The organism is Salinisphaera sp. G21_0 (assembly GCF_017744115.1).
In the GTDB taxonomy this organism is placed as follows: Bacteria; Pseudomonadota; Gammaproteobacteria; order Pseudomonadales; family Endozoicomonadaceae; genus Endozoicomonas.
Map to the genome: position 1 here is coordinate 39041 of NZ_JAGHQW010000007.1, position 23419 is coordinate 62459.

Annotated in this window: 12 protein-coding genes; 4 read left to right on the plus strand and 8 right to left on the minus strand. The window is 49.4% G+C overall.

Annotated features, from left to right (window positions below):
* Nucleotides 1-43 precede the first annotated feature (43 nt).
* Nucleotides 44-7666, minus strand: coding sequence for a hypothetical protein (locus J7439_RS05000; RefSeq protein WP_209200736.1), 7623 nt, complete (start codon nt 7664-7666; stop codon nt 44-46).
* Nucleotides 7667-8574: 908 nt separating this feature from the next.
* On the opposite strand from J7439_RS05000, the gene J7439_RS05005 reads away from it, so the two are divergent.
* Nucleotides 8575-12309, plus strand: coding sequence for a midas domain-containing protein (locus tag J7439_RS05005; RefSeq protein ID WP_209200737.1), 3735 nt, complete (start codon nt 8575-8577; stop codon nt 12307-12309).
* A gap of 100 nt (nt 12310-12409) precedes the next feature.
* On the opposite strand, the gene J7439_RS05010 is transcribed toward J7439_RS05005, so the two are convergent.
* Together J7439_RS05010 and dbpA are read right to left on the minus strand one after the other, a co-directional pair.
* Entirely contained in the window at nt 12410-13402 is a 993-nt protein-coding gene (locus J7439_RS05010; RefSeq protein ID WP_209200738.1) for a hypothetical protein, read from the minus strand.
* A 121-nt stretch (nt 13403-13523) separates the two neighbouring features.
* On the minus strand, nt 13524-14918 hold the full coding sequence (gene dbpA / locus J7439_RS05015; protein WP_286198208.1) for an ATP-dependent RNA helicase DbpA: 1395 nt from the start codon (nt 14916-14918) through the stop codon (nt 13524-13526).
* Between the two features lie 144 nt (nt 14919-15062).
* On the opposite strand from dbpA, the gene J7439_RS05020 reads away from it, so the two are divergent.
* Nucleotides 15063-16550, plus strand: a complete 1488-nt coding sequence (locus J7439_RS05020) for an SLC13 family permease (protein ID WP_209200739.1) — start codon at nt 15063-15065, stop codon at nt 16548-16550.
* Here the strand turns inward: J7439_RS05020 and J7439_RS05025 are convergent.
* The 4 genes from J7439_RS05025 to J7439_RS05040 all read right to left on the minus strand — a co-directional run bounded on the left by J7439_RS05025 (nt 16543) and on the right by J7439_RS05040 (nt 19904).
* Nucleotides 16543-17037 (minus strand): GNAT family N-acetyltransferase, encoded by a 495-nt coding sequence (locus J7439_RS05025; RefSeq protein WP_209200740.1) that lies wholly within the window; start codon nt 17035-17037, stop codon nt 16543-16545. The two genes, J7439_RS05020 and J7439_RS05025, sit on opposite strands and share 8 nt — an antisense overlap.
* Before the next feature lie 282 nt (nt 17038-17319).
* Complete coding sequence (locus J7439_RS05030; protein ID WP_209200741.1) at nt 17320-18282, minus strand: hypothetical protein; 963 nt, start codon at nt 18280-18282, stop codon at nt 17320-17322.
* A 273-nt stretch (nt 18283-18555) separates the two neighbouring features.
* Nucleotides 18556-18978 (minus strand): hypothetical protein, encoded by a 423-nt coding sequence (locus J7439_RS05035; protein WP_209200742.1) that lies wholly within the window; start codon nt 18976-18978, stop codon nt 18556-18558.
* 89 nt (nt 18979-19067) lie between these two features.
* The gene (locus J7439_RS05040) at nt 19068-19904 is read right to left on the minus strand and encodes a putative RNA methyltransferase (RefSeq protein ID WP_209200743.1); all 837 of its coding nucleotides are present in this window, start codon (nt 19902-19904) and stop codon (nt 19068-19070) included.
* A 310-nt stretch (nt 19905-20214) separates the two neighbouring features.
* On the opposite strand from J7439_RS05040, the gene J7439_RS05045 reads away from it, so the two are divergent.
* Both J7439_RS05045 and J7439_RS05050 read left to right on the plus strand, forming a co-directional pair.
* A complete protein-coding gene (locus J7439_RS05045; RefSeq protein WP_209200744.1) occupies nt 20215-21804 on the plus strand; it encodes an ABC-F family ATPase in 1590 nt (529 codons plus the stop codon).
* 440 nt (nt 21805-22244) lie between these two features.
* Nucleotides 22245-22643 carry a helix-turn-helix domain-containing protein gene (locus J7439_RS05050; protein WP_209200745.1) on the plus strand — a complete coding sequence of 133 codons (399 nt, stop codon included), beginning with the start codon at nt 22245-22247 and terminating at the stop codon, nt 22641-22643.
* A 38-nt stretch (nt 22644-22681) separates the two neighbouring features.
* Here J7439_RS05050 and J7439_RS05055 read toward each other — a convergent pair whose 3' ends face one another.
* Nucleotides 22682-23347 carry a pseudouridine synthase gene (locus tag J7439_RS05055; protein WP_209200746.1) on the minus strand — a complete coding sequence of 222 codons (666 nt, stop codon included), beginning with the start codon at nt 23345-23347 and terminating at the stop codon, nt 22682-22684.
* Nucleotides 23348-23419: the final 72 nt, after the last annotated feature.

The window sequence follows — 23419 nt, forward strand, 5'->3', positions numbered from 1 at the left end:
AATTAAAGTGGTTAACCATGGAATGGATTGAATAACTGATTTTTCAGCTGGCTTCAGCCCAGTTGCTACGGAAGTCGGCAAACTCCCTGATCATTTGTCCTGTCACTGCCTGTTGCCACTGACCGGTTGTCGTTTTGCCCTTAAGCTTCTGCAAACTCGCCCTTGCTATCTGGGAGACCAGTTCATCCTTTAACCGGGCATCACTGACCTGGTCGCCGAATACCTGCGGGAATTGCCTGCTGGCCAGCGACTTGATGGTTGCATAGCTGCTGAGAATTTCGGTGATGCGTTGCTGGTTGAACTGGTGCAGTCTGACTGGCTTCGGCAGCGCCTTGTCCCTGGTGTTGATCAGTTGGGCCCGGTCACTGGCACTGGTTCGCATCGGCAGCAGTGTTATCACCAGCTGATTAAGCCGCTGGGCCTCATCCGGATGGGACTCAATGCCCTGGCGCTGGATCAGTGCCGCGGTTTTTATCCGGTTGATGGCCTCTGCCGGTGCCTCAAACCGGGCGTTATACAGATGGGTAAACAGTTGCCAGGCTTTCTGGTCGAGCTGGAAGGTCCGCCAATCGGGGGGCTGGCTGTCCGAAATCTGATTCGAGTCTTCCGGGATAGGCGATGGTGTATATGTAGCTGTCGTGAAGTCGGCTTCCAACCGGGCCAGGGGTTCAGCAAAATGGTCAAGCCCCAGGTAGTCAGGGCTGTCGGCCAGGGACTTCAATAGCTCCAGTTGCCTGGCCGGAGCCAGATTCATAAAGCGGGACTGGGTTTGATGGTAACGACCGGAGACCAGACCGTTGACCAGTGGCAGGCCGGTTGGTGGTGTGATGTCGATACTCTGCTTGGACGACAGTCGTTGCTCAAATCGTGAGGCCAGTGAGGCCCTGGTGCGTGCCTGCGAACCCTGCTCCAGCCCAAGCCATTGACTTACTCGATCGACAAACCTCTGGGACTGGTGACTCTGCAGTTTTGCCGCCTGGTCAATAATTTTGCTGGACAGATGTTGTGGTATACCGTCGTTCTCTGTCTGTTCAGCCAGTCGGCTTCTGGCCATGGCCTGTAACATGATGCTCGCCAGTTGCCGGGTTGCACTGTGGTCGATGGTCTGGCCCGTTGACGGGTCATGGAAAAGTGGTGTGCCAGGGTCCTGGCTGGTGCCACGCAGGGAGCCATCGGCCCGGAAAAGATGGCCAGGTTGCCGGTGTTGTATGCCCACTGTCGTTGAGGTGAGGACGCTTGACAGAAAGTTTTCCGTTGCCTTGCCAGCGGATGCTTCAGGCAGGGTCTGGACAATGGCAAGGTTAATCAGATCGTCCTGGTCCCACTGTGTACTGATATTTTTATCGGGGGTGGTCAGATCATTGGCCAGGGCCGAAAGCTCTTTGTGCAGCTGACCGGCCAGGGCCAGGCTGTCAGTCAGCAGCTTCATGCCCGGTGACTGGTCAAGCGGGGAGGAGTTCTTTCCTGTGGTTCCTGGTGCCACGGTGTGGTTCAGGTGTATGGGATGATCGCTGATTTTTGCAGCCAGCATGTTGGCCAGCGTCAGGTTGTCGGTGAGCGGATAGTTTGCCGGTGTTATGGCACTTGTGGCGGTTTGGCCATTGGTGCTGGGTGTACTGGCTATGGCCGGTGGTGTGCTGGTTTTGCCGGAAATGGGTCCCGGATGGTCGCCGGATTTTCCCGGGTCAGGCTGGACACTGGTTATGCCTTGGGTTTGAAGAGTTGGAGTGGTGTTACTTTCCAGTTTCCTGACAGGATTTATATTGGGTTGCTGCTGGATACTCTCAAGCAACAGGGTTTGCTCCTGTTGCAAGATACGGGTTAATAACTCATGGTTGTGGGGCCTGTTTTGCCGGGCAATGATATCACTGTTCAGCTTTTCCACTTTTTCCGTTGGCTCAGGGTTCAACTGTGGTCGGGAGTTTGCGGTTTCTGTTGTCGTCTGTTGTTTCTGGCCGGTTTTTCCATGCAGAAATTGGCCCAGATCGTTCATAAAACGATCAAAGCCGTCAGGGTTGGTTGACTGTGGTTGCTGCTCTATAGCCTTGAGCAAATGAGCTGTATTCACGGAGGCCGTTGCAGGAGGGGTATAAACACCAGACGAAAGTCGTATGATGGTGGCATGGTCCAGTGATTGCTGGTTGGTATAGCCCAGGTCAGACAGCATCTGTAGACGTATATTGCTGAATGTGGCATACATTGCCCGGAACTCGGAAATGACCTTGCTGCTGATAATGGATTGGGCGGTACGGCGGCTATTTTCACTGACCGAAACCAAGCGTAGAGACTTCATAAACCGGTGAGCAGATTTATAAATACTCAGGAAATCGTTACTGAATTGTTGATTCAGTTTGTTCAGTGAATCCCCCAGAAGAACCCCTTTTTGAAAACTGCTTAACGGCTGCCCCATGGTTGTTGGTGCCCGGCGGACCTGGTTGCGTGTGCGGATATAGGCTTTGGCCATCTTTTTATTGAAGCGTGAATGGATCTTTTTGCTTTTGTCTTTAAATGATTTGATGACTCCCTGCAGTTGTTGGTTGTTATCAGATTCTGTCTGTGGCGCAGGTGAAGCATTTGTTGTTGCAGTGTCTGTTGGGGTTTCTTTTGGGTTTGTACGATCGGAAATACTGGCAGACTTTTCTTGCGGGGTGCTGTCAGTTGTTGCTGTTGTCTGTTCGGTTGTCGTGCCTGTTGATGCAGGCGTTATTGATGAAGAGGCAGCTGAGCTATCTGTGGAGCCAGAAGTGACTGGCTGAGTGTTGGTGTCTTGGATTTTTGTTGTTGTCTGTTGGGCTGTCGTGCCTGTTGATGCAGGTGTCATTGATGAAGAAGCAGCTGAGCTATCCGTCGAACCAAAAGTGACTGCCTGAGAGGTGGTGTCGTGGATTGTTGCTGCCGTCTGGCTTGATTGCCTGGTTTGTGCATCTGTTGGGATTGCTTTTGAGGATGGAGGCGCTGTTGTGCTCTCAGATATACCTGGGTCGCCTTTTGTTGCTGTGGTTTCAGATGATAATGCTGTTTGCCCGGTTGTTGATTGATGTATTGCTGTTTTATCAGTTTTTGTCTGAGTTGTAGTGGCTGTTGGTGATTTTGTTGATGGAGCTGTTCCTGTGGCCGCTGAAGTTTCTGTCAGCGGTGAAGCAGCCGTTGTGCTATCCGAATTGGCAGAAGTCATTTTTTGGCTGGTTGTATCAGACGTTGGTCGTGCTTTTTCCTGAGTTATTGATTGTTGCGTTGTTGGCTGTTCGGCTCTCTTGCCTGTTGATGCAGGTGTCATTGATGAAGAAGCAGCTGAGCTTTCTGTGGAACCAGAAGTAACTGTCTGAGTGGTGGTGTCGTGGATTGTTGTTGCCGCCTGACTTGATTGCCTGGTTTGTGCATCGGTTGAGATTGCTTTTGAGGCTGTAGGTGCTGTTGTGCTGTCAGATATACCAAGGTTGCCTTCTGTTGCGGTGGTTTCAGATGATAGTGCTGTTTGCACGGTTGTTGATTGATATATTGCTGTTTTATCAGTTGTTGTCTGAGTTGTAGCGGCTATTGGTGATTTTGTAGATGGAGCTGTTCCTGTGGCCGTTGAAGTTTCTGTCAGCGGTGAAGCAGCCGTTGTGCTATCCGAAATGCCAGAAGTCCTTGTTTGGCTGGTGGTATCAGACGTTGATCGTGCTTTTTCCGGAATTATTGATTGTTGCGTTGTTGTCTGTTGGGCTGTCGTGCCTGTTGATGCAGGTGTCATTGATGAAGAAGCAGCTGAGCTATCCGTCGAACCAAAAGTGACTGCCTGAGAGGTGGTGTCTTGGATTGTTGTTGCCGTCTGGCTTGATTGCCTGGTTTGTGCATCTGTTCGGATTGCTTTTGAGGATGGAGGCGCTGTTGTGCTGTCAGATATACCAAGGTTGCCTTCTTTTGTAGTGGTTTCAGATGAAAATGCTGTTTGTCCGGTTGTCAATTTATGTATTGCTTTTTTATCAGTTGTTAATGTTTCTGTTGGTTGGTCAGCACTGGTTGCATCGTCTGGAACAGTGGCAATACCTGCATTTATATGGTTGCTGTTTCCGGTGCTTGATGCCGTCGCTGGTTTGGTTGTTGGCTGTATCGTAGTGTGCTCTGCAGCGATTAACTTTTTTGCTGCATTTTCTGCAATGATCACCGGCACTATTGGCGGTTGGTTTGGTTTTGCTGCTGAGCCTTGGGAGGTTTGCTTTTCAGAGTGTTCTTTATGATGATGTTTTTCGATAGCTTTTTTTATGGCCTCGTACAACTTTTTAAGTGTTTTGCCTGCTTTATGTGCCGCGACACCACCTGCTCCAATGCCTCCTCCAACTTCACCACCGGTTTCACCACCAGCTTCACCACCAACTGCACCACCAGCTCCAAGGCCTGCTCCAGTTTCACCACCGGCTCCACCGCCAGTTTCACCTCCAGTTTCACCTCCAGTTTCACCAGCATCATTTTCGCCGTTTTCCCGGTTACAGCCGCCAACCGACCGTCTGCATGTAAGGGCTTTTTTTGCTGCTTTCTTTCCAGCCTCTTTGAGGGCTTTTTTCGCGGTTTTTTCACCGACTTCTTCCCCGGCTTCTTCCCCGGCTTTCTCCCCGGCTTTCTCCCCGGCTTTCTCCCCGGCTTTCTCCCCGACTTCTTCTCCTGCGTGTTGTGACACTCGTCCAATGACGTTTGTCAGGCTGTCGCCAACACTCTCGGTGAATTCGTTGGCCATTTCTGTCAGGCAGCCGGGGCAGGAAAGCTTGAATAATCCCAAAGGTCCGATAACCGCTGTAGCAAAGCTGGCGAGCCCGCCACCGATTTTCCCTCCCGTACTTATGCCTTTAACACTGCTGCCATGGCTTTTGGGCGCAGCATTTTTTGGCGCTGTATTTTCGGGCGCGGCATGGGCTCCGGCTCCGCCGGGTTGCACTGTAACGGAATCAGTGACCGGCTCTGGGTCAAGCAGGCTTAAGTCCCTTTCAATAGCCAGCTTGATCAGCTCTCCGGCAGTGCTGGCGGTCAGGTCAGTGGTTGCTGGTGCCGATGCTGCACCCTGTGGCTCTGATTGGGCATCGGCATCAGCGGTGTTTTTCCCGGAGGCGGCCTGGTCAATCTTATGCAACGTTGTAACAACGTGGGCATTCATCAACTTTACGTCGATAAGTTTGTTAGGGAGGTATGCAGCAAGATTCTGATGCAGTTCGAGCATTGTCAGGACTTCCCGCATCAGATAAACCATGGGCATTTGCGCAATTTCTGCCAGTGCTTCTGACTCTGATTGTGACAGGGATTTCAGGTTGATGTTCAGAAGTTTCCGGGTGGCAGCATTTTTGACGGTTTCAAGGTATTTTGTCGTCAGGGCTCCGATTCTTTCCTTGTCCAGTTCCTGGAGTTGGGAGGGGGCGTGGGTCAGGATATCTTTAACGGTGAGTGCTGAATCCTTGATAAGTTCCAGGTCTTCCAGCGGGTCCAGTATCGAGTTGCCAAGGAGAAAGAGACCTCTACCGGGAACGGGGACCGCCTGAGGCCCGGGGGTCAGCGGTATTTTATAGGTATGAGCAAATTGCCTTAACGCATTTGGTATGGCAGTTTTTAGCTGCTCCAGAGTAGTACCGGTAACCGTGGTCACACCGGTAATATGATCTTGAACAGTGAGCCTGAAGAGATTGTTGCTTTTGCTGAAAGCAAAGTAGCAGACATGTTTCTCATTAGGACCAACCGCAAACTGGACCCACTCAGTGCCAAGGTTGCGAACAGGAATACTGTTTAACATTATATTGATCAGACTATTCATTGAATTGAAAGTGTGCGCGCGAATCTGAGACATTATACCTGTCCCCACAGGAACAGATTTTTGCAGCACCTTCAAGACATATAGGCTTTGGTCACCCAGGCCCGCTGATTCGGCATGGTTCCAGGGATGAGAGTGGGTCTTGTAAAATAATGCATCCTGCAAGGTCACTCTGACCTGGAGTGGTAGTCGACTGTAATCGAAACCATATAATATTGAATTTGCCAGACTCACCAATGAATTGGTGAACATTCCATAACGACCGGCAATGGCTGTGGCCATTAAATCCCCGGCACAAAATCCGGGTGAGTAACCTTCATTGAATGCCAGGTCCAGGGCATCCTGCGCACATGCTTCTAAAATGAGTGCATTAATAGGGACCGAGGCAGCTGCCTCATTGGCCAGTGATAGTAAGGGTTTAATCTGTTTGGCTTCTAAATTACTGATCTTGATTAACAGATCAAGATAAGGATTTCCTGATATGAAGTTATCCGGTGTGCTCTGTACTTTGTTATGAAGTGTATTAACACTGAAGGTGATTTGGCCAACCCGGTAATAATTGCCGTCAGCAATGGCCTGTTCAATTTCCTGGTTGTAATTTTTCAGTCCCAGAATAAGTGTTCTTTTGTTTTTCATGCATTCAAACATATCTTTAAATTCATGGTCATCAATAAGGCTGTCGTCTTTATACAGAGCTTTGTTGAAGGCATTGCGCCTTTCTTCGAAGCCTTTGAAGAATACCTTCATTTCGTGAGTCATTGGCGTCAGTTCAAAATTTCTCAGCGCTCTGAGCAGAATATCAGTTAATTCTTTCGTAATGGTTCTTCTGGTTCTTTTGATTTTCGTGTCATCCTGTTCGTTCTGCAGGGCGTAATTATTTATTTCATTGGTGAGCTGTTTCAGTTCATTGTCATAAATCGTGGCTACGGCTGGGAAGGATTTTTTAATAGACTCAGTGAAGGAAGAAACCATTAATACCAGATTGAATAATTTATACATTACCACCCTTTTTTCAATACTTGATATTAACGGGGACAAGTCAACCGCTGATTGTGACGTTGGGTGTGAAGTTGGGTCTGAATGCTGCTGAAGGAACTGATGGATTAGCCGAAGAGTTTGATCATCCGGACGTACACCGATGAGGGAGTCGGGCTGCTGACCTATCCCGATCATGGTCTCCGGCTCCCGGGCTATCCCGGTGATACTCCCCCCGTGATTATCGGCAGTTGCCATGGGCCTGTTTTGTTGTTGATAGTTTGCCACCTTGTCTCTCAGTGACGTCAGTAACGTGATTTTCACACTATCGGAAACCAGCTCTCCCAGTAGTGGGAGGGCAGTAGTCGGGATAATTGCACTTGTTCCATTGGTTGCCTGGGTTGTGTTTACCGATTGAGTGGTTAAAGCCGTTGCTGAACCGTCGTTAAGGGTTGTGTGTGCGGGTATTGATGGCGTGAGGGTATTGTCAGTAGCTGGTACGCCGGGTGATGAGACAGTGCTGTCAATGGCAGAACCCGGCGGTAGTCGTGTGATTTCCGGGCTAATGTCGGTGGTCGTGGTGTTGTCGGATAATGGGTTTAGCGGTTTGTTAGCAAGGTAATTTGTCTCAGTGTTATTGCTGTGGTTCTTTCCAGGTTCAGGCTTAATGAAAAGTTTATCATGAGCGTGATACTGAAGGCATTCAGTTAATTTTTTTTGCATATTTTGTATCTTGCCTTCCAGAACCTTTGTTTCTGCCTGGTTTTTATTAATCAGTTTCTGGACATCTGACTCGGCACTTGTTCGATAAGATAGGAATTTCTTTTGGGTTGATTGTTCTGCTAAGTCACTGTGAACAGTCTCAGCAGTGTATGCATTCTGATAAGTGAGTGTCGTTGGCGCTATCTGGTTATTCATTACCTGATACCTGTGTTTTGGTCAATTGGCATGAAACAATGTGTTGGCCATTTTTGTTATGATTTTTTCTGGCAGATAAACGGATAAATCAGGTGCTATTTTTTTTGTAATAATTCAGCACACGACAAAGGTATATTGTTGTAGTTTTGAACAGCTATTACTAAACAGTGACTGGTAAACGTACATTGGATGGCAGAAAATCGTCATGGTTAAGATAGACGTCCATAGCCTTACTCAGGTCTCCACACGTACAGTTTTGACTTCAGACCTGCAGGCAGGCACTGAAAATTTATCCGGTTTTTCTGTATCAAACATCTGTCCTTCAATATCCAAAAATGAAGAATGACGTTTAGAGCACTCTTTGGTCTGCAGTCGTTTAATTTTGATAAGTTCTGATAAACAATAATGTTTAAGAGAATGGTATATAAATCAGAAAATTCCAGATTTATGTTAGGTATTTTGAATAGCTACCACCAAGGTTAATTCCACATCGGAGTTACAAGTGGTATACCAAGCGTTTTCTGGGTTTGTTGCGGTAAATAGTTAACTGTTGATTGTTTCTCTTTGGCTGCAGTCCTTTTCCTGAGTTAGTGGTCTGGGGCATACCATTTATGGGCAACATTCGCTTTTTTATCAGAGAGTTATCTTTAGCCAATATGGTTACACTGGTTACTATTACATAGGGGGATAAAGCAAACACACACAAACAAGTGGATGGCTACCCTGCGGATGGCCGCCCCACGGATGGCCGCCCCACGGATGGCCGCCCCACGGATGGCCGCCCCACAGAACACACTCCTGTTTTAGATCACCATGTGATTGTGCCCGAACGAATGGCTTTACGAAGATGTTGCTAATTCCCGACTGCTGCCGATAGCAATGGCAATACTACTGACCAGTTATGAATCATGCACAATTTCCTGAGATACCCACTTTGCAGCATCCCTTCTGGTGCTATTGACCCCAGCTCGGTCCAACATGCTTCGGTGCCACTGCCATCCTCTCAAACGACTGTTGGCAAATTTGCGACTCGCCAGGCTGAAGTCATGCAGGATGTGCAACCACAAGTGAGCCAATCGGGGGTAGACAGTTTTGACCATACGGGGAACGCCATCGGTGATAAAGCGCTCAGTGACAGGAGTATTCAACAGGCTACTGATCAATCGCTGCCCTCTGTTAAGGGTGATCAGCTGGATAAACCTGGCCAGGCAGAACTGAAGGAAACGCAAGGCCAGCTGCTCAAACAGGCCGACGGACTGCTTAAGAAAAGTAGTGAAAAAAAGGCGGTAACGGCCTCTCTGACTGGCTTGAAAAAGTCAGTAGCTGAATTGAAAAAGGCTCAGAACGATAGCCCGAAGGGAGCTCTTGAGGCACTTCAAAAGACAAATTTCCCGCCCGCCCTGAAGGTCAAAATTACGCTTGGAAGTGGCGAAAAGTTGAGCCTGATCCCCCCCGGGGAAGAGTTGGAAAATCAGACCAACCTGGGCGAGCTGATGGAGAAAGCCGTAAAGATTCTTGAAAAGCATAACGATGAAAACTTCGCATCATTTGATCAGGCCAGCACTGACCGGGAAATCGCTAATCTGAAACAGCAAGTCTCTGACATCGATCAACAAATCGGGGAGGAGCCCTCGGGTATTAATGACTTGGCCAGGCTGGAGAACCGACAATGTCTGCTTACCATCAATGTGCGGGCCAGAGTTGAGGACGGTTCTGTCAGTGCCACGCACATTGATGGTGGTCCGATAGCTCAACAACAGACAATGGGAAGTTCTCTGGCAGGGCCAGTGCATACAGCCACAACTGACCAGCCTTCTCAAACCGAGCCTGAGGTGGGGCCGGGCAATGGCAGCTCTGTAATGCCTGAAACAACAGCGCAGGGTTTGACAGATGCAAGCCCGGCTGATCAGGATATTTCCATCAACTCTGTGGATGCCGGAGGTGATACAGCCCCTTGGGATGATATCGAAGTAGCAGTGACGATTGATAATCCTATTATAGGGGACACTTCGCTGATCCCCGGCATCATGCAGGGGCCTTCCGGGCAAACAGACTCTACAACAGACACAATTTCACAGCCCGATGGTACTCAGCAAACCGGCGGTACCGGTGAGGATTACAATGAGCTTGATGGCATCGAAGAGTTGTTTGCTGAGCCAAAGGTCTCCGGCGATAGAACCGCACTGGACGAAAACCAGGAGATAGATGTCTCCGGTGATGGAACCGCACTGGACGAAAACCAGGAGATAGATGTCTCCGGTGATGGAACCGCACTGGACGAAAACCAGGAGATAGATGTCTCCGGTGATGGAACCGCACTGGACGAAAATCAAGAGATAGATGTCTCCGGTGATGGAACCGCACTAGATGAAAATCAGGAGGGTGAAGTCGGTCAAAGTGATGCCAAGTCGCTCAAGACAGAAGAGGAATTGACAGAGGCAACATCGGCCGGGGATGGTGACAGTGGGCTTGATGGAGAAGTAGCTGAAAGTGATGTTGCTGCTGAGTCGATCAGTAACGAAGTTGATCCTCAGCCGATTGACACTGAAGCTGATACTCAGTCGATCGAGAATGAAGATGATACTCAAACGATCGAGACCAAAGCAAAATCGACTGAGCAAACATCAGTCGAGGAGGATTACAGCGAGCTTGATGGCGTCAAAGAGTTGTTTGCTGAGCAAGAGTTCTCCGGTGATAGTACCGCATTAGACGACAATCAGGAGGAAGATTACAGTGAGCTTGATGGCATCGAAAAGTTGTTTGCTGGGCCAGAGAACTCCGCCAACAAAGCAGCATTAGACAGCGGTTCATCCGCCGGTGAAGTCAATCAAAGTGATGCCGAGTCGCTCAAGACAGAAGAGGAATTGACAGAGGCAACATCAGCCGGGGATGTTGACAGTGGGCTTGATGGTGGAGTCGCTGAAAGTGATGTTGATACTGGGTCGATCAGGAATGAAGCTGATCCTCAGCCGATCGAGAATGAAGATAATTCTCAGTCAATTGAGAACGAAGATGATACTCAAACGATCGAGACCAAAGCAAAATCGACAGGGCAAGCATCAGCCGAGGAGGATTACAGTGAGCTTGATGGCATCGAAGAGTTGTTTGCTGAGCCAACGGTCCCCGGTGATAGTACCGCACTAGACGAAAATCCGCAGCCAGAGGTCTCCGGCGATAGTACCGTATTAAACGAAAATCCTGAGCCAGAGGTCCCTGATGATGGCACCTCACCAGACGAAAATCCGCAGCCAGAAGTCTCCGGTGGTAGCACCGCATTAGAAGACAATCAGCAGCTAGATGTCAGCGCAAGTGAAAGGTCTGGAGAAAATGCACCAATCGACAGTGATACAACCACGGTTGGCGATGACCAAGCAGATGTTGATACTGAGTCGCCCCAGACCGAAGCGAAATTGACTGAGGAAACATCAGCCGAGAAGGATTACAGTGAGCTTGATGGCATCGAAGAGTTGTTTGCTGAGCCAACGGTCCCCGGTGACAGTACCGCACTAGACGAAAATCCGCAGCCAGAGGGTTCCGGCGATAGTACTGTATTAAACGAAAATCCGGAGCCAGAAGTCTCCGGCGATGATAGTACCGAATTAGAAGACAATCAGCAGATAGATGTCAGTGCAAGTGAAAGGTCTGGAGAAAATGCACCAATCGACAGTGATACAACCACGGTTGGCGATGACCAAGCAGATGTTGATACTGAGTCGCCCCAGACCGAAGCGGAGTTGACTGAGGAAACACTGGTCGATGAGGGTTTCAGTGAGCCTGATGAAGTCACTGATATTGATGACTCTGAACGGTCAGAAAGCGTGATGCAGCGATCAGATGATAGTGACGTGGCTGAGGCTAGTATTCCAGATGAAACTGAATTTACCGCTGAGAGTCCAGAACCTCAGGACTCGGTATCAAGCGATTCTGATTACTTCTCTGACGATGAAGATGATCAGGTTACAACACAGACTTCCAGTCCCGAGCCAGACCTTTCCACGGATGTAGCGAAAGAGTCAGCCGCGATGGAGAGGGCTGACGTAGTCCGTCAATCAACGGCTAATATCAGAGAGATCGCAAAGCGTCGGAAAGAAAGCCTGCGGGCTGCTTCGGCCCCGGCAAGTACAACACCTTCTCCAGCTCCCTCTTCACCTGCCCCGAGGCCAGCATCGGGCATAGTAAACAAGCCTGTTGATGTGAGTGGTGTGAAGTCTGTCGTTGCCGGTCAGATAAACGCCACCAGGAATGCCAAATCAACAGACGCCATACCAAAAGAGGAGAGGGCCAGGGACAAGAAAAAGCTGGGTGTTTCGAGTACCTATAACGAAGCCAGTGTTATTGAAAATGCCTTTGACAAGTTGCAAAAAAATGCAGGTAATCTGAAAGTTTCACAAGATATTGCCAAGACGGCCAGAAAATACATTGCCACCGAGGCTCAGGATAGTGGACGTTTTCTGGCCAAACCCACTGCAGAGCAGAAAAAAGCGCTCGCTTTTCTTGGTTTGAAAGACGGTGCCTCAGAGAGATCGATTCGTCTGACCCTGTTGAACAAGGCTAGTGAATCGGCTGAATCAGGCAACAGCAGGAAGCATGACAGTACTATGAAAACACTGAGCAAACACCATAAGGCGCTGTTTAGCAAATGATGGCGTATGAAATAGCAGTTATTGATGGGGCTGCCTTCATGCCTCGTTCCCGGGCAGGGCGGGGGAACGAGGATCGACGGAGATTATCGAAATGATGTGCTCAGTCTTCTTCAGGGGCTGGCGTTGAAGTTGGAGCCGGAGCTTCTTCGGGTTGTGGCGCTGGGGTGGGAACCTTGCCTTTGCCCTGGATGGCAGCATCATGAAACGCGAATTCCTCGCCATTTGCCAGCCGATTGATAGTGATCCCCTTATCCACATGGGAATAATATCGGGCTTCAAACTGAACATCGGCAGCTCTGACAGGAAGGTTGCCCTCCTTCTTTCTTTTATTAATTTCTTTCTGGATAGCCTTCAGCGTTTCAAGCAGATCATTCAGCCTTGCTTCAGCTTGTGCAAGCCCCTGGTCTGCATTAAGTTCCCGGGCCTGATTTTTCATGGCACCAAGCGCGTGGACGTAACAACGGTAGATCTCTATGGGCGCTTTTTGTTCGAGACCAGCACCTACCGGAATCAGGGAGATGGCTTGATGGTTGGGCGGTGGGAAGGTGATGGTAACGGTCAGATCCTTTGGTGCGCCGGGGGGCAGCTCAATATTCTTTAAGGCAGTAATCATCTCTTTCGAACTTTTATACCAGCCTACACTACCAGGACCCTGGAGGCCCTTGGCGCATTCGGCAAAGATTTCAAGGGCATCCCGAGACTTTAGGGCAATGTTCATTTCGCCAAAGGCGGTATAGGCCTTTTCAGCTTGTTCCAGTTGGTTTTTACCCCGATTGAGCAGTTCATCATTGTCCAGCGCCTGCAACGCTTCAGCCATTTTTCCGGGATCTTCAGTCTTGGGAGGTTGAGTTACGGCAGGGGATCCATTGACGGAAATGTCAGGATTCACACTCTTAACGTTATCTGGTAAGCCCTGTGGTTGAGCTGAAGGTGGTACAGGTGTGCGTTTCGGCTGAGCAAAATATGACTGGGGTGGTGGTGCTAATTTGGCACCACGTCCATTAAACTCATGGGGTGTATCGAATGGGGTTGGCTGCGAACCAGCGCCGAAGCTCTGTGCAGGAAAGGGTGGTGGTGTAATCTGAGTAGTCATTTCAATTACCTCCTTGTGCTGGATTAAATAGTCAGTGTCATACCTCTTTTGGACAAGAGAAGCCTGATTTAGTTCCGATCAGGCTTTCAGAGGGGGGCCAGAGACGATTGGCTAATGAAGACTACAAACGCCGAACCTTGAATTTTCTGCCCTTAATCTTTCCTGCTTCCAGCTTTTTCAGTGCAGATCGGGCATTTTTCCGTTTGACCGCAACATAGGCGGTAAAGTCAAAAATATTGATCTTGCCGACCTGGTCTGCGGGAATCCCGGCATCGCCGGTCAGCGCTCCGAGGATGTCGCCAGGGCGGACTTTATGCTTTCGGCCACCATCAATGGCCAGGGTAACCATAGGGGCCGGTGCTGGCTGTTGGTTTCCGGTGAGTGTTTTCGGGTCACCAAAGACCAGGGGAGCCTTGAGGTCATCGCTGATATTATCCAGCTTGTACTGCTCCTGCCGGGTATGCAGGCTGAGTGCCAGACCTTTTTTACCCGCCCGCCCGGTGCGGCCAACCCGGTGGACGTGAACTCCCGGGTCCCGGCTCAGATCGTAATTGATCACCGCTGCCAGGTTTTCTATATCCAGCCCCCGGGCTGCGACATCGGTAGCAATCAACAGGTTGGCGCTCTGATTGGCGAATCGTACCAGCATCTGGTCACGCTCTTTCTGATCCATATCGCCATGCAGCACTACCGGTTTGTAGCCAGCTTCGTAGAGTTCAGTGCCGACCTCTTTGCAGATTTGCCGGGTGTTGCAGAAAATCACGCTGGACTCAGGCTGGTAGTGTTTCAACAGCTTGATCAGCATGGCGGGTTTGTCGGCGTTTTCAGCATGATAGAAGCGCTGCTCAATGTGCTCATGGCTATGGGTGCTCTCAACGGTAACGGTAACCGGCTGATGCTGGAAACGTTCGCTTAATGCCCGGATACCGCTCGGGTAAGTGGCTGAAAAGAGGAGAGTCTGTCGCTGTTCTGGTAAATGGCCAATGATGTTTTCAATGGCATCAATAAAGCCCATATCCAGCATGCGATCGGCTTCATCAAGCACCAGCGTATTGACCCGGTCAATCAATAAGGTCTTTTTCCGCAAGTGATCCTGGATTCTCCCGGGGGTTCCGACAACCACATGGGCCCCATGCTCCAGTGAACCGATCTGTGGACCAATAGGCTGGCCACCACAAAGGGTAACAACCTTGATATTTTGCTGATATCGCGCCAGTCGCCGGATTTCCTGGGCAACCTGGGTTGCCAGTTCCCGGGTCGGGCAGAGAACCAGTGCCTGGCAGCCAAAATTCCGCTGTTTCAATTTGACAATCAGGCCAATGGCAAAGGCCGCCGTTTTGCCACTGCCGGTTTTGGCTTTGGCAATGACATCGTTGCCTTCCAGAATTTCTGGCAGGCTGTTCTGCTGAATGGGGGTCATTTCCCGGTATCCCAGAGTGTCGAGGTTTTGCAGCAGGGCATCGGGCAGGGACAAATTGGTAAAGCGGGTGGATGCGGTAAAAATAGGTGCAGTCAAATCAGGCTCTTGGCGTGTGCCATGGTACAGAATAGGTAAACGATTATAACAGAGTCTACCCTTAATGACGGTGAATCATTACAGCAGCTCATCAGAAACCTTGCTGTTTGACTATAAATTTTATCAAATGCAATGGAGCGAATCATGAAATCAGGTTCTCCGGAATTGCTTCCAGAGTCTGCGCAGCAGGAAAGTACTCAGGAAGGGAAGCCGCTCTTCTGGCTCACAGGACTTCTGATTGGCATTGCATTGCAGCTATTCACATTACTGGTTGACCCTCCGTCCGGGATGAATGAGATGGCCTGGCGCTGTGCTGGCCTTGCCATGATGATGGCGGTGTTCTGGTCGGTCGAAATTCTCCCGACGGCGATTACCGCACTGCTCCCCCTGGTGTTGTCACCAATGCTTGGTTTGGCCACCATTGATAAGGCGGCTGCTCCCTATGCACATCCGGTAATATTCCTGTTTATGGGCGGTTTTGTTCTTGGCCTTGCCATGGAGCGCTGGAACCTGCACAGCCGCATTGCCCTGAGAATCATGTTGATTACAGGCACCGGGGAGAAGCGACTGGTGCTTGGTTTTATCATTGCCACAGCCCTGATCAGTATGTGGGTTTCCAATACGGCAACCACGATTATGATGATGCCTATCGGTTTATCAGTTATCTCCATGATTCGTCACCAGGGGAAGATGAGTCACGGCTTTCCTGTTGCGATATTGCTGGCTATTGCTTACGGGGCTTCAATCGGTGGTTTTGGGACCCTGATCGGTTCGCCGCCTAATGCATTACTGGTTGCTTTTCTTCAGGAGCAGTACGGTATACAGATTGGTTTTGTTCACTGGCTGATCATTGGCTTGCCTGCATCGATCATTTTGCTGGCAATTACCGGCATCTGGCTGGGCTATTTTGGCTACCGTCTGGGCGGGGAAGAAAATCATGGGGTAAGAGAAACCATTAAGGCACAGCAAAAAAAGAACGGTGCAATGAGCGGTGCAGAAAAAGCAGTCACCGCGATCTTTCTTCTAACGGCTTTTGCCTGGGTCCTGCGGCCCTGGCTGGGGGCAATGATGCCGTCACTGGCGCTTTCCGACACCATGATTGCCCTGGTGGCCACCGTTCTATTGTTTATCCTGCCCGTCCGCTGGAACAAGCCTGAGTTTCTGATGAGCTGGAAGGAGATGCACCGTCTTCCCTGGGATGTGTTGTTATTGTTTGGTGGTGGCCTGAGCCTGGCATCAATGATTCGAACAACAGGGCTGGCACAGTGGATTGCCGGATCATTAAACATCCTTGGGGATATGCCTCCTTTGATGGCCATCGCTTTGGTTGTCACCATTATTATTTTTCTGACCGAAGTCACCAGTAATACAGCAACAACCGCCGCCTTCCTTCCTCCCTTGGGAGCCCTGGCCATGTCACAGGGAATGGACCCGGCTATTCTTGCCATCCCCGCCGCTATTGCTGCCAGCTGTGCCTTTATGTTGCCTGTGGCAACACCGCCCAATGCCATAGTCTATGGGTCAGGCATGTTGCCTATTCGACATATGGTGCGCAGTGGTATGGTGTTGAACCTTGCGGGCATTGTGATTATCACGTTGTTGAGCCACTGGCTGGTGAAATTAATTATTTAGTCTCTTCTTTATAAACTTTTAGCCCTCTGGCCTGATAGTTGTTCAGGGCAAAAGGGTGATCCAGTGTACAGGTATGCACCCAGACCCGCTGTGCCCCCCAGTTCCAGGCTTCCTGAATGGCGGTACTTAACAGGGCTCCACCCAGACCTTTGCCAATGAAGGGCTGCGCCAGGCCAAAGTAGGCAATCTGGACATCACCGGCCACTTTTTGCAGTTCAAAGTAACCTGCAGGGCTGCCTTTAAAGTAGCCGACCCATAGGCGAAGATTGTCGTTTTCAGCGTAGTCATGCCATTGTTCATCAGACCAGACCAGCTTGTCAGTCCATTCCCATGGCTGACCAATGTAGCTGTAGAGAAATCGGTTGAATTGAAACTGCTTTACCTGACACTCCTGAATGACAAAATCTGGATGGGTGACGGGTTTGTGGATCAATTCATCCTGCGAGGTCATTTCCAGAAACCAGGTGGTTACTGTTTCTTTTTCCATATTACTGCATCCGGGTTGTTGATCTTGCATGGTACTGGAGAAAGTGTATCTCCGGTCTCTTCAGTTTCTGCAAACGATGGTGTTTTTCATGGCCGAGGATAAGTAGCTAACCATATGAAATTATATATTTCTGACGCCTTGTGCCGACACTCTGCTTCGTTACAACTCCGGTCACATAGCTACGGCTATGCTCCCTCCGTTGTGCCTCGCATAGTACCAGCCCAAGTAGCCAGAGATATTCGATTCCATATGGCCAGCTACTTACCACACTCATCTATTAAGTTAATTATTGATTACTTGCTGGCAGAACTTATCCAATAAATCAGAATTTAAAACAATTTTTAACTTGTCACGTATAGTGTCAATATTGATCAATGGACGAAATTCGAGCCAGTCGGCTAACAAATCAGAGTTTGATTTGCTCATATTTATAACCAATGTATTCAGGTCATAATCTATCAGATGATCAATTAAGCTGTTCCAGTCAGGTGCAATAAAGAGGTAAGAGTGGATTAATTCCATGCAGCTATTATCAAAACGATATCTGAAATGGAACGGGTCACCACTTTTCAGTAATCCAAATGCAATGCGTATTTCATCCCAGTCCAATTCGTCCTTAGAATATGAATATATTGTTTTTACTTCTGGTTCAGTGCCTGGCTTCAGTGAATGCGCCTTCATATTTGGCAACGGAATACCCCGAATAACAGTATCCTGATTGATAATTACGGATTCATTGAAGTTACTGTCGTTTTCATCTTTTACTTCCTCGGGTGTCAGTAATCGTTTCAGTGAATTCTTGTCTATTTTCGAATCAGATGATCCTGTTAAAGCAGAAACGGTTTTTAATGATTCGGTAATTTCACGAATGAACTCAACAGGAAATTTTTCATCTTTTTTGAAGTTATCATTATCAGACGAAAAAGCACCGGCATTTTCGCCGATAGGGGCCGACTTTAGTTTCAGCGCAGGCTCCATTTTTTGAATCCCGGCAGTGATAGTGGACATTGTGGCGGTGAACATATCCGAAACACGCCCCGTTGTCTCACCTTCTGCCTGAGATAATTGAATGGGAGTCATAGTTGGGGGCTTATCTACACGATAAGGACCATAAGATGGCTCTGTTTTTTCAGCATTCTGACGTGCCGTTAACGCGTCAGAGCTGTTGTTCAGCGTTCCTGTTGGATTTTTATACCTGGTTTTGTGGTCAGAACAGGAGGGGGAATTAAGGTTAGAGGTGTTCATTTGTCTAGGATTTGTTATCCCTGAAATTGACGATTGGTTTCTTTACTTTGGCAAGATACCGTGGAAGCAATTTACATTGTGAATAAATCAAACGTTGGGTATGCATAACAAGCCCTCAAACATTTGAGCGGCAAGTATAGTATAAATACATAATCGGCTTACCTGCATCCGGGCAGGTTTCTGCAATCGGGCAATATTTATAGATTGGGCAATCACCGTGTTGCCAGAAGCTGACATAAACCGGTTCCCGATTGACGGGAACCGGCGATAGAATCAATGAGACTGCTCCAGCCGCCTGGCATAGACGACGGCATTATAACCGACCGTCGCGACAACATTACCAGCCACAAAGAACAGGATAACCAGCGCCGCATTAACGATACTGAAGCTTGTCACCAGCTGAGTTAAACGACCAAATCCCTCTACAAAGAACAGGTAAATACCAAATGCATAAGGAATATAGCTGGGAATGCCCGCCAAAGCCTTGCGTGCTCCTTTATCAAGACCTGTAAGGACAATAATGGAGAACAATGAACCAACCAGTAACAGCATCCAGCTGGTTTCCATGCCTGTTATGGCCAGCTGTAAAACGGCCATGGTCAATGTTACCGCCAGGATAATATCGGCTTTGAGGGCCAGAACAGTGAACAGGTCTTTTTCACTTTTGCCGGTGATAATCTGAGCTAACTGAAACATGGTGAACCCCCCAGACAGCCTCCTGTGGCCATGGCTCAATTATACCACCAGTCACGTTTGGTAAAATTGATGTAAGACAGTATTTTTACCTATGTTGATGGATAACGCTTTTGTACCACCGACAGGCGCATTTCCAGTTCACATTCCAGCTGACCCAGTTGCTCAAGTTGCTGTTTTTGTCCGGCATTGACATGCCAGTAGTGCGGGGTCATGGCCAGCAGGTCCATAATGGCCTGAGTGTTTTCCAGCATCATCAGGTGATGGATGGTCTGGCTTTCCAGCAGGGCAAGACCTTCCGGCAGATCCTGCAGGCGTTTATCTTCCGGATAAGGACGTACCTCATCATAAATGGCACGGCGAAGAGCCATCAGGTGGTTCTGGCCGGGGGTCAATAGAACAATATGCCCGCCAGGTTTCAGAACTCTGGAAAACTCAGGCCAGTCACTGCGGGAGAATATGCTGATCACAGCATCAAACTGTTCGTCCATCAGTGGCAGTTCACTGACACTGGCAACCAGCCATTCTATCGCTTTGTTTCGCTTGCTGGCGGCCAGGATGGCGGGTTTGGCAATATCAAATCCACAGACTGCGCTGTCTTCAAGCTGCTCTTTGATACCCGATGTGTAGTAGCCCTCACCACAACCGGCATCAAGAATACGTTGCGGGGCTTCATTACCGAACGACTGGAGTTTATCAATCAAGGTATCAACGACGGGTTGATAGTAACCGTGATTCAGAAACCGTGTCCGTGCTTCGACCATCATCTGATCATCGCCGGGGTTTTTACTGCGTTTCTTACTGCTGGGCAGCAGGTTCAGATAGCCCTGACGAGCCCGGTCAAACCGATGGTTATTTTGGCACACAGCGCTTTTGGGTTCTGACCAGAGCGCTTCATAACAGACTGGGCAACGAAGTAAGATGGGCATGGGCAGTATGGCTAAAAGCCAGAGAGTTTAATGGTCTCTGGCGGATATTCAACACAAGCTTATTTGACACGGCAGTTATCAAGAACAGAAAAAATACAGGGCCGTGGCATCACTGGCTTGATATTCGCGAAGGTCTGGCCGATATTTCCCTGTGGAAATACCGGAGGCTTGAATTTATTTTCGTTTGTGGCCCGGAGTATTACTGAAAATGACAACCGCAGAATTTGTAAACTACCTATTGGCTCAAGGGAATAGTCACTGTAGTCTGCGACGCTTTTTATCATTAATTAAATAGAGCAGGACAATAAATTTGATTTCAACAGCCAACATCACCATGCAGTTCGGTGACAAGCCCCTGTTTGAGGATATATCCGTCAAGTTTGGCGAAGGTAACCGTTATGGACTCATTGGTGCCAACGGTTGTGGTAAATCGACGTTCATGAAGATCCTGGGCGGAGAGTTGGAGCCAACGTCCGGCACTGTCAGCAAAGACCCCCATGAACGTATGGCTAAACTGAGTCAGGATCAATTTGCCTATGAAAACTACACGGTGATCGATACGGTGATTATGGGGCATGCCGAGCTCTGGAAAGTAAAAGCCGAACGGGATGCTATTTATGCCAAAGCTGAAATGACGGAAGAAGAAGGTATGCGGGTTGCCGATCTTGAAGTTCAGTTTGGTGAGATGGATGGCTACTCCGCAGAAGCCCGTGCGGGAGAACTGCTGCTGGGGCTGGGTATTCCCATTGAACAGCATTATGGGCTGATGAGTGCCGTTGCCCCAGGCTGGAAGCTGCGTGTGCTGCTGGCCCAGGTACTGTTTGCCGACCCGGAAATCATGCTGTTGGACGAACCTACCAACAACCTGGATATTAATGCGATCCGCTGGCTGGAAGAGATCCTCAAGCAGCGTGACTGCACCATGATCATCATTTCCCACGACCGTCACTTCCTGAACAGTGTCTGTACCCACATGGCGGACCTGGATTACGGCAAGCTGCAATTGATGCCCGGTAATTACGATGAGTATATGACCGCAGCTACCGCTGCCCGGGAGCGCCTGCAGGCCGATAATGCCCGCAAAAAAGCCCAGATTGCCGAGTTACAGTCCTTTGTCAGCCGCTTCTCTGCCAACGCGTCCAAAGCACGACAGGCGACTTCCAGGGCCAAACAGATCGATAAGATTCAACTGACAGAAATCAAACCTTCCAGCCGCCAGAATCCGTTTATCCGCTTTGAGCAGGAGAAGAAGCTGTTCCGTAATGCGCTGGTGGTGGAAAAGCTCAGCCAGGGCTATGACGAAGATCTGTTCAGCAAAGTCAACCTGATGGTTGAAGTGGGTGAGCGTATCGCCATCATTGGCCAGAACGGTGTTGGTAAAACCACACTGCTGCATACCCTGGCAGGTAAGATGGCACCGCGTACCGGTGTTATCCAGTGGTCCGAAAATGCCAATATCGGTTACTACGCCCAGAATCACAGTGCTGACTTTGATATGGATATGAACCTGTTCGACTGGATGAGCCAGTGGATGAATGAAGGCGACGATGAACAGGTGATTCGTGGCGTGCTGGGCCGGATGCTGTTCTCTCAGAGCGACCTGAAAAAATCCGTACGGGTTATTTCCGGTGGTGAGCAGGGTCGTATGCTGTTTGGCAAGCTGATCCAGCAACGCCCCAATATTCTGCTGATGGATGAGCCAACCAACCACATGGATATGGAATCCATCGAGTCACTGAACCTGGCGCTGGAAAACTACAAAGGCACCCTGATTTTTGTCTCCCATGACCGTCAGTTCGTCTCATCCCTGGCCACCCGGATCATCGAAATCAAGGATACCGGTATTGTCGACTTCCACGGTACTTATGATGATTACCTGCGCAGTCAGGGAATTGAGTAATTAAATAATTCCGACATTTGATGCGCACTCTCCGCTCACCCTGAGCGGAGTCGGAGGGGGCTTGCTGCGATCTATGTCAGCGCCGATATCCACCAACAGTTCGTAGCTTTTTTTGTTCAACATGACAAGCCTCCGGGATGTCGGGTCTGGCACACAGGGTAGTTTAAAAAAAAACGCTTGCAAGCGGATGGCCGCCCCGCAGCATGACACACTTGTTTATTTATATTGTTAACTGATCTTGTTTGTCTTGGCTCAGACAATAGGGCTAACACTGCTGACACAATACAGGGTGTTGCTCAAAAAAATACCTGTTTTTCTTGCTATCCCAAAACCCTCGACTATGTTTTTCAGGCAAGAAAAAACCCGGCTCGAACGGAGGTGGCACTCCTAACCGGGTTTCACTTCAAACAATGAGCTGACGCTCGTGGAGCAGTATAGCAATGATTTCGTTCGCCTACACAATTGGAGCGGTAAAATTGATTAAGGTGGAACTGAATTTTAACGGCATGGAAAATCTGAGCACGACACAAAAACTCTTATTGATCGTGCTGGCCAGCTACGCCAACAGTGAAGGGGAGTGTTGGCCTAGTCAATTGAAGCTGGCTAAAACATTGGGAATCAATCCTGCCACAGTCAATCTCGGCCTGAAAAAACTGGAAGCGGAAAAACTGATCGAAAGTCGCCCGAGAAAAACCATCAATGGTGGCACCGCCAGCAAAATATACCGCATGTTGTTCGAGCCATTCATGTTCCGTCAGGTACAGGAGCAACGTTACAACTGCTTCGGCCAGCGGATCGACGACCCGCGTATGGCCGATACGTCATGGGCCAGCGAGTAAAGAAACACCCTCAATGGAAAAAACCCTGAACAGCTGGCTTAAACCGAGAAAGGCGCTTCCGACTCAAACACCATTGGCTCCCCTGTTACCGGGTGAGTAAAGCCCAGCCTTGTTGCATGCAGGTTCAGGCGTTGGCTGGCCTGTTGTGCATCCGGGTGGGCATAGAATTCACAGCCCAGAATGGGGTGTCCAAGTTCCGCCAGGTGAACTCTTAACTGATGGGAGCGACCGGTCACTGGCTTGAGCAGTACCCGGTCAAATGCCGGTCTCTGATTGTCAATCACTTGAAAGTGGGTCAGTGATGGTTTGCCCAGTTCATGGTCAACCATCTGTCTTGGCCGGTTTGGCCAGTCACAGCGCAGAGGCAGTTCTATTTTTCCTTCCGGCTGGGCAAGTTTTCCCCACACTTCGGCAATATATTCCTTGGCAACGGTACGGTCCTGAAACTGACGGCTTAAGGCACGATGGCTGTCGGCATCCAGTCCGAAGACCATCAGGCCGGAGGTGGACATATCCAGCCGATGGACGACACGGGTTTGAGGGTTGATGGTCTGCAGCCGTGACAGTGCACTGTCGTTATGATTGGGTGGCTTGCCGGGAACACTGAGCAGGCCTGCCGGTTTATTCACCACAACAATGCACTCATCGCGGTAAAGCTCCGACAATGGCTCGTTGCAGCAGGGGACAATAAAAGTATCATTCATGGGCCGATTATCAGGATAAAGTCCTGTTAAGTCATCTGGGGATAATGCGGATGGCGCTCTGAACGCTTATGC

Excerpts from the sequence above, each read along its gene's own strand:
- J7439_RS05020 (WP_209200739.1), top strand. The coding sequence starts at position 15,063 with ATGAAATCAGGTTCTCCGGAATTGCTTCCAGAGTCTGCGCAGCAGGAA.
- J7439_RS05055 (WP_209200746.1), bottom strand. The coding sequence starts at position 23,347 with ATGAATGATACTTTTATTGTCCCCTGCTGCAACGAGCCATTGTCGGAG.
- J7439_RS05005 (WP_209200737.1), top strand. The coding sequence starts at position 8,575 with ATGCACAATTTCCTGAGATACCCACTTTGCAGCATCCCTTCTGGTGCT.
- J7439_RS05025 (WP_209200740.1), bottom strand. The coding sequence starts at position 17,037 with ATGGAAAAAGAAACAGTAACCACCTGGTTTCTGGAAATGACCTCGCAG.
- J7439_RS05040 (WP_209200743.1), bottom strand. The coding sequence starts at position 19,904 with ATGCCCATCTTACTTCGTTGCCCAGTCTGTTATGAAGCGCTCTGGTCA.
- J7439_RS05010 (WP_209200738.1), bottom strand. The coding sequence starts at position 13,402 with ATGACTACTCAGATTACACCACCACCCTTTCCTGCACAGAGCTTCGGC.
- J7439_RS05030 (WP_209200741.1), bottom strand. The coding sequence starts at position 18,282 with ATGAACACCTCTAACCTTAATTCCCCCTCCTGTTCTGACCACAAAACC.
- J7439_RS05035 (WP_209200742.1), bottom strand. The coding sequence starts at position 18,978 with ATGTTTCAGTTAGCTCAGATTATCACCGGCAAAAGTGAAAAAGACCTG.
- J7439_RS05000 (WP_209200736.1), bottom strand. The coding sequence starts at position 7,666 with ATGAATAACCAGATAGCGCCAACGACACTCACTTATCAGAATGCATAC.
- J7439_RS05050 (WP_209200745.1), top strand. The coding sequence starts at position 22,245 with ATGATTTCGTTCGCCTACACAATTGGAGCGGTAAAATTGATTAAGGTG.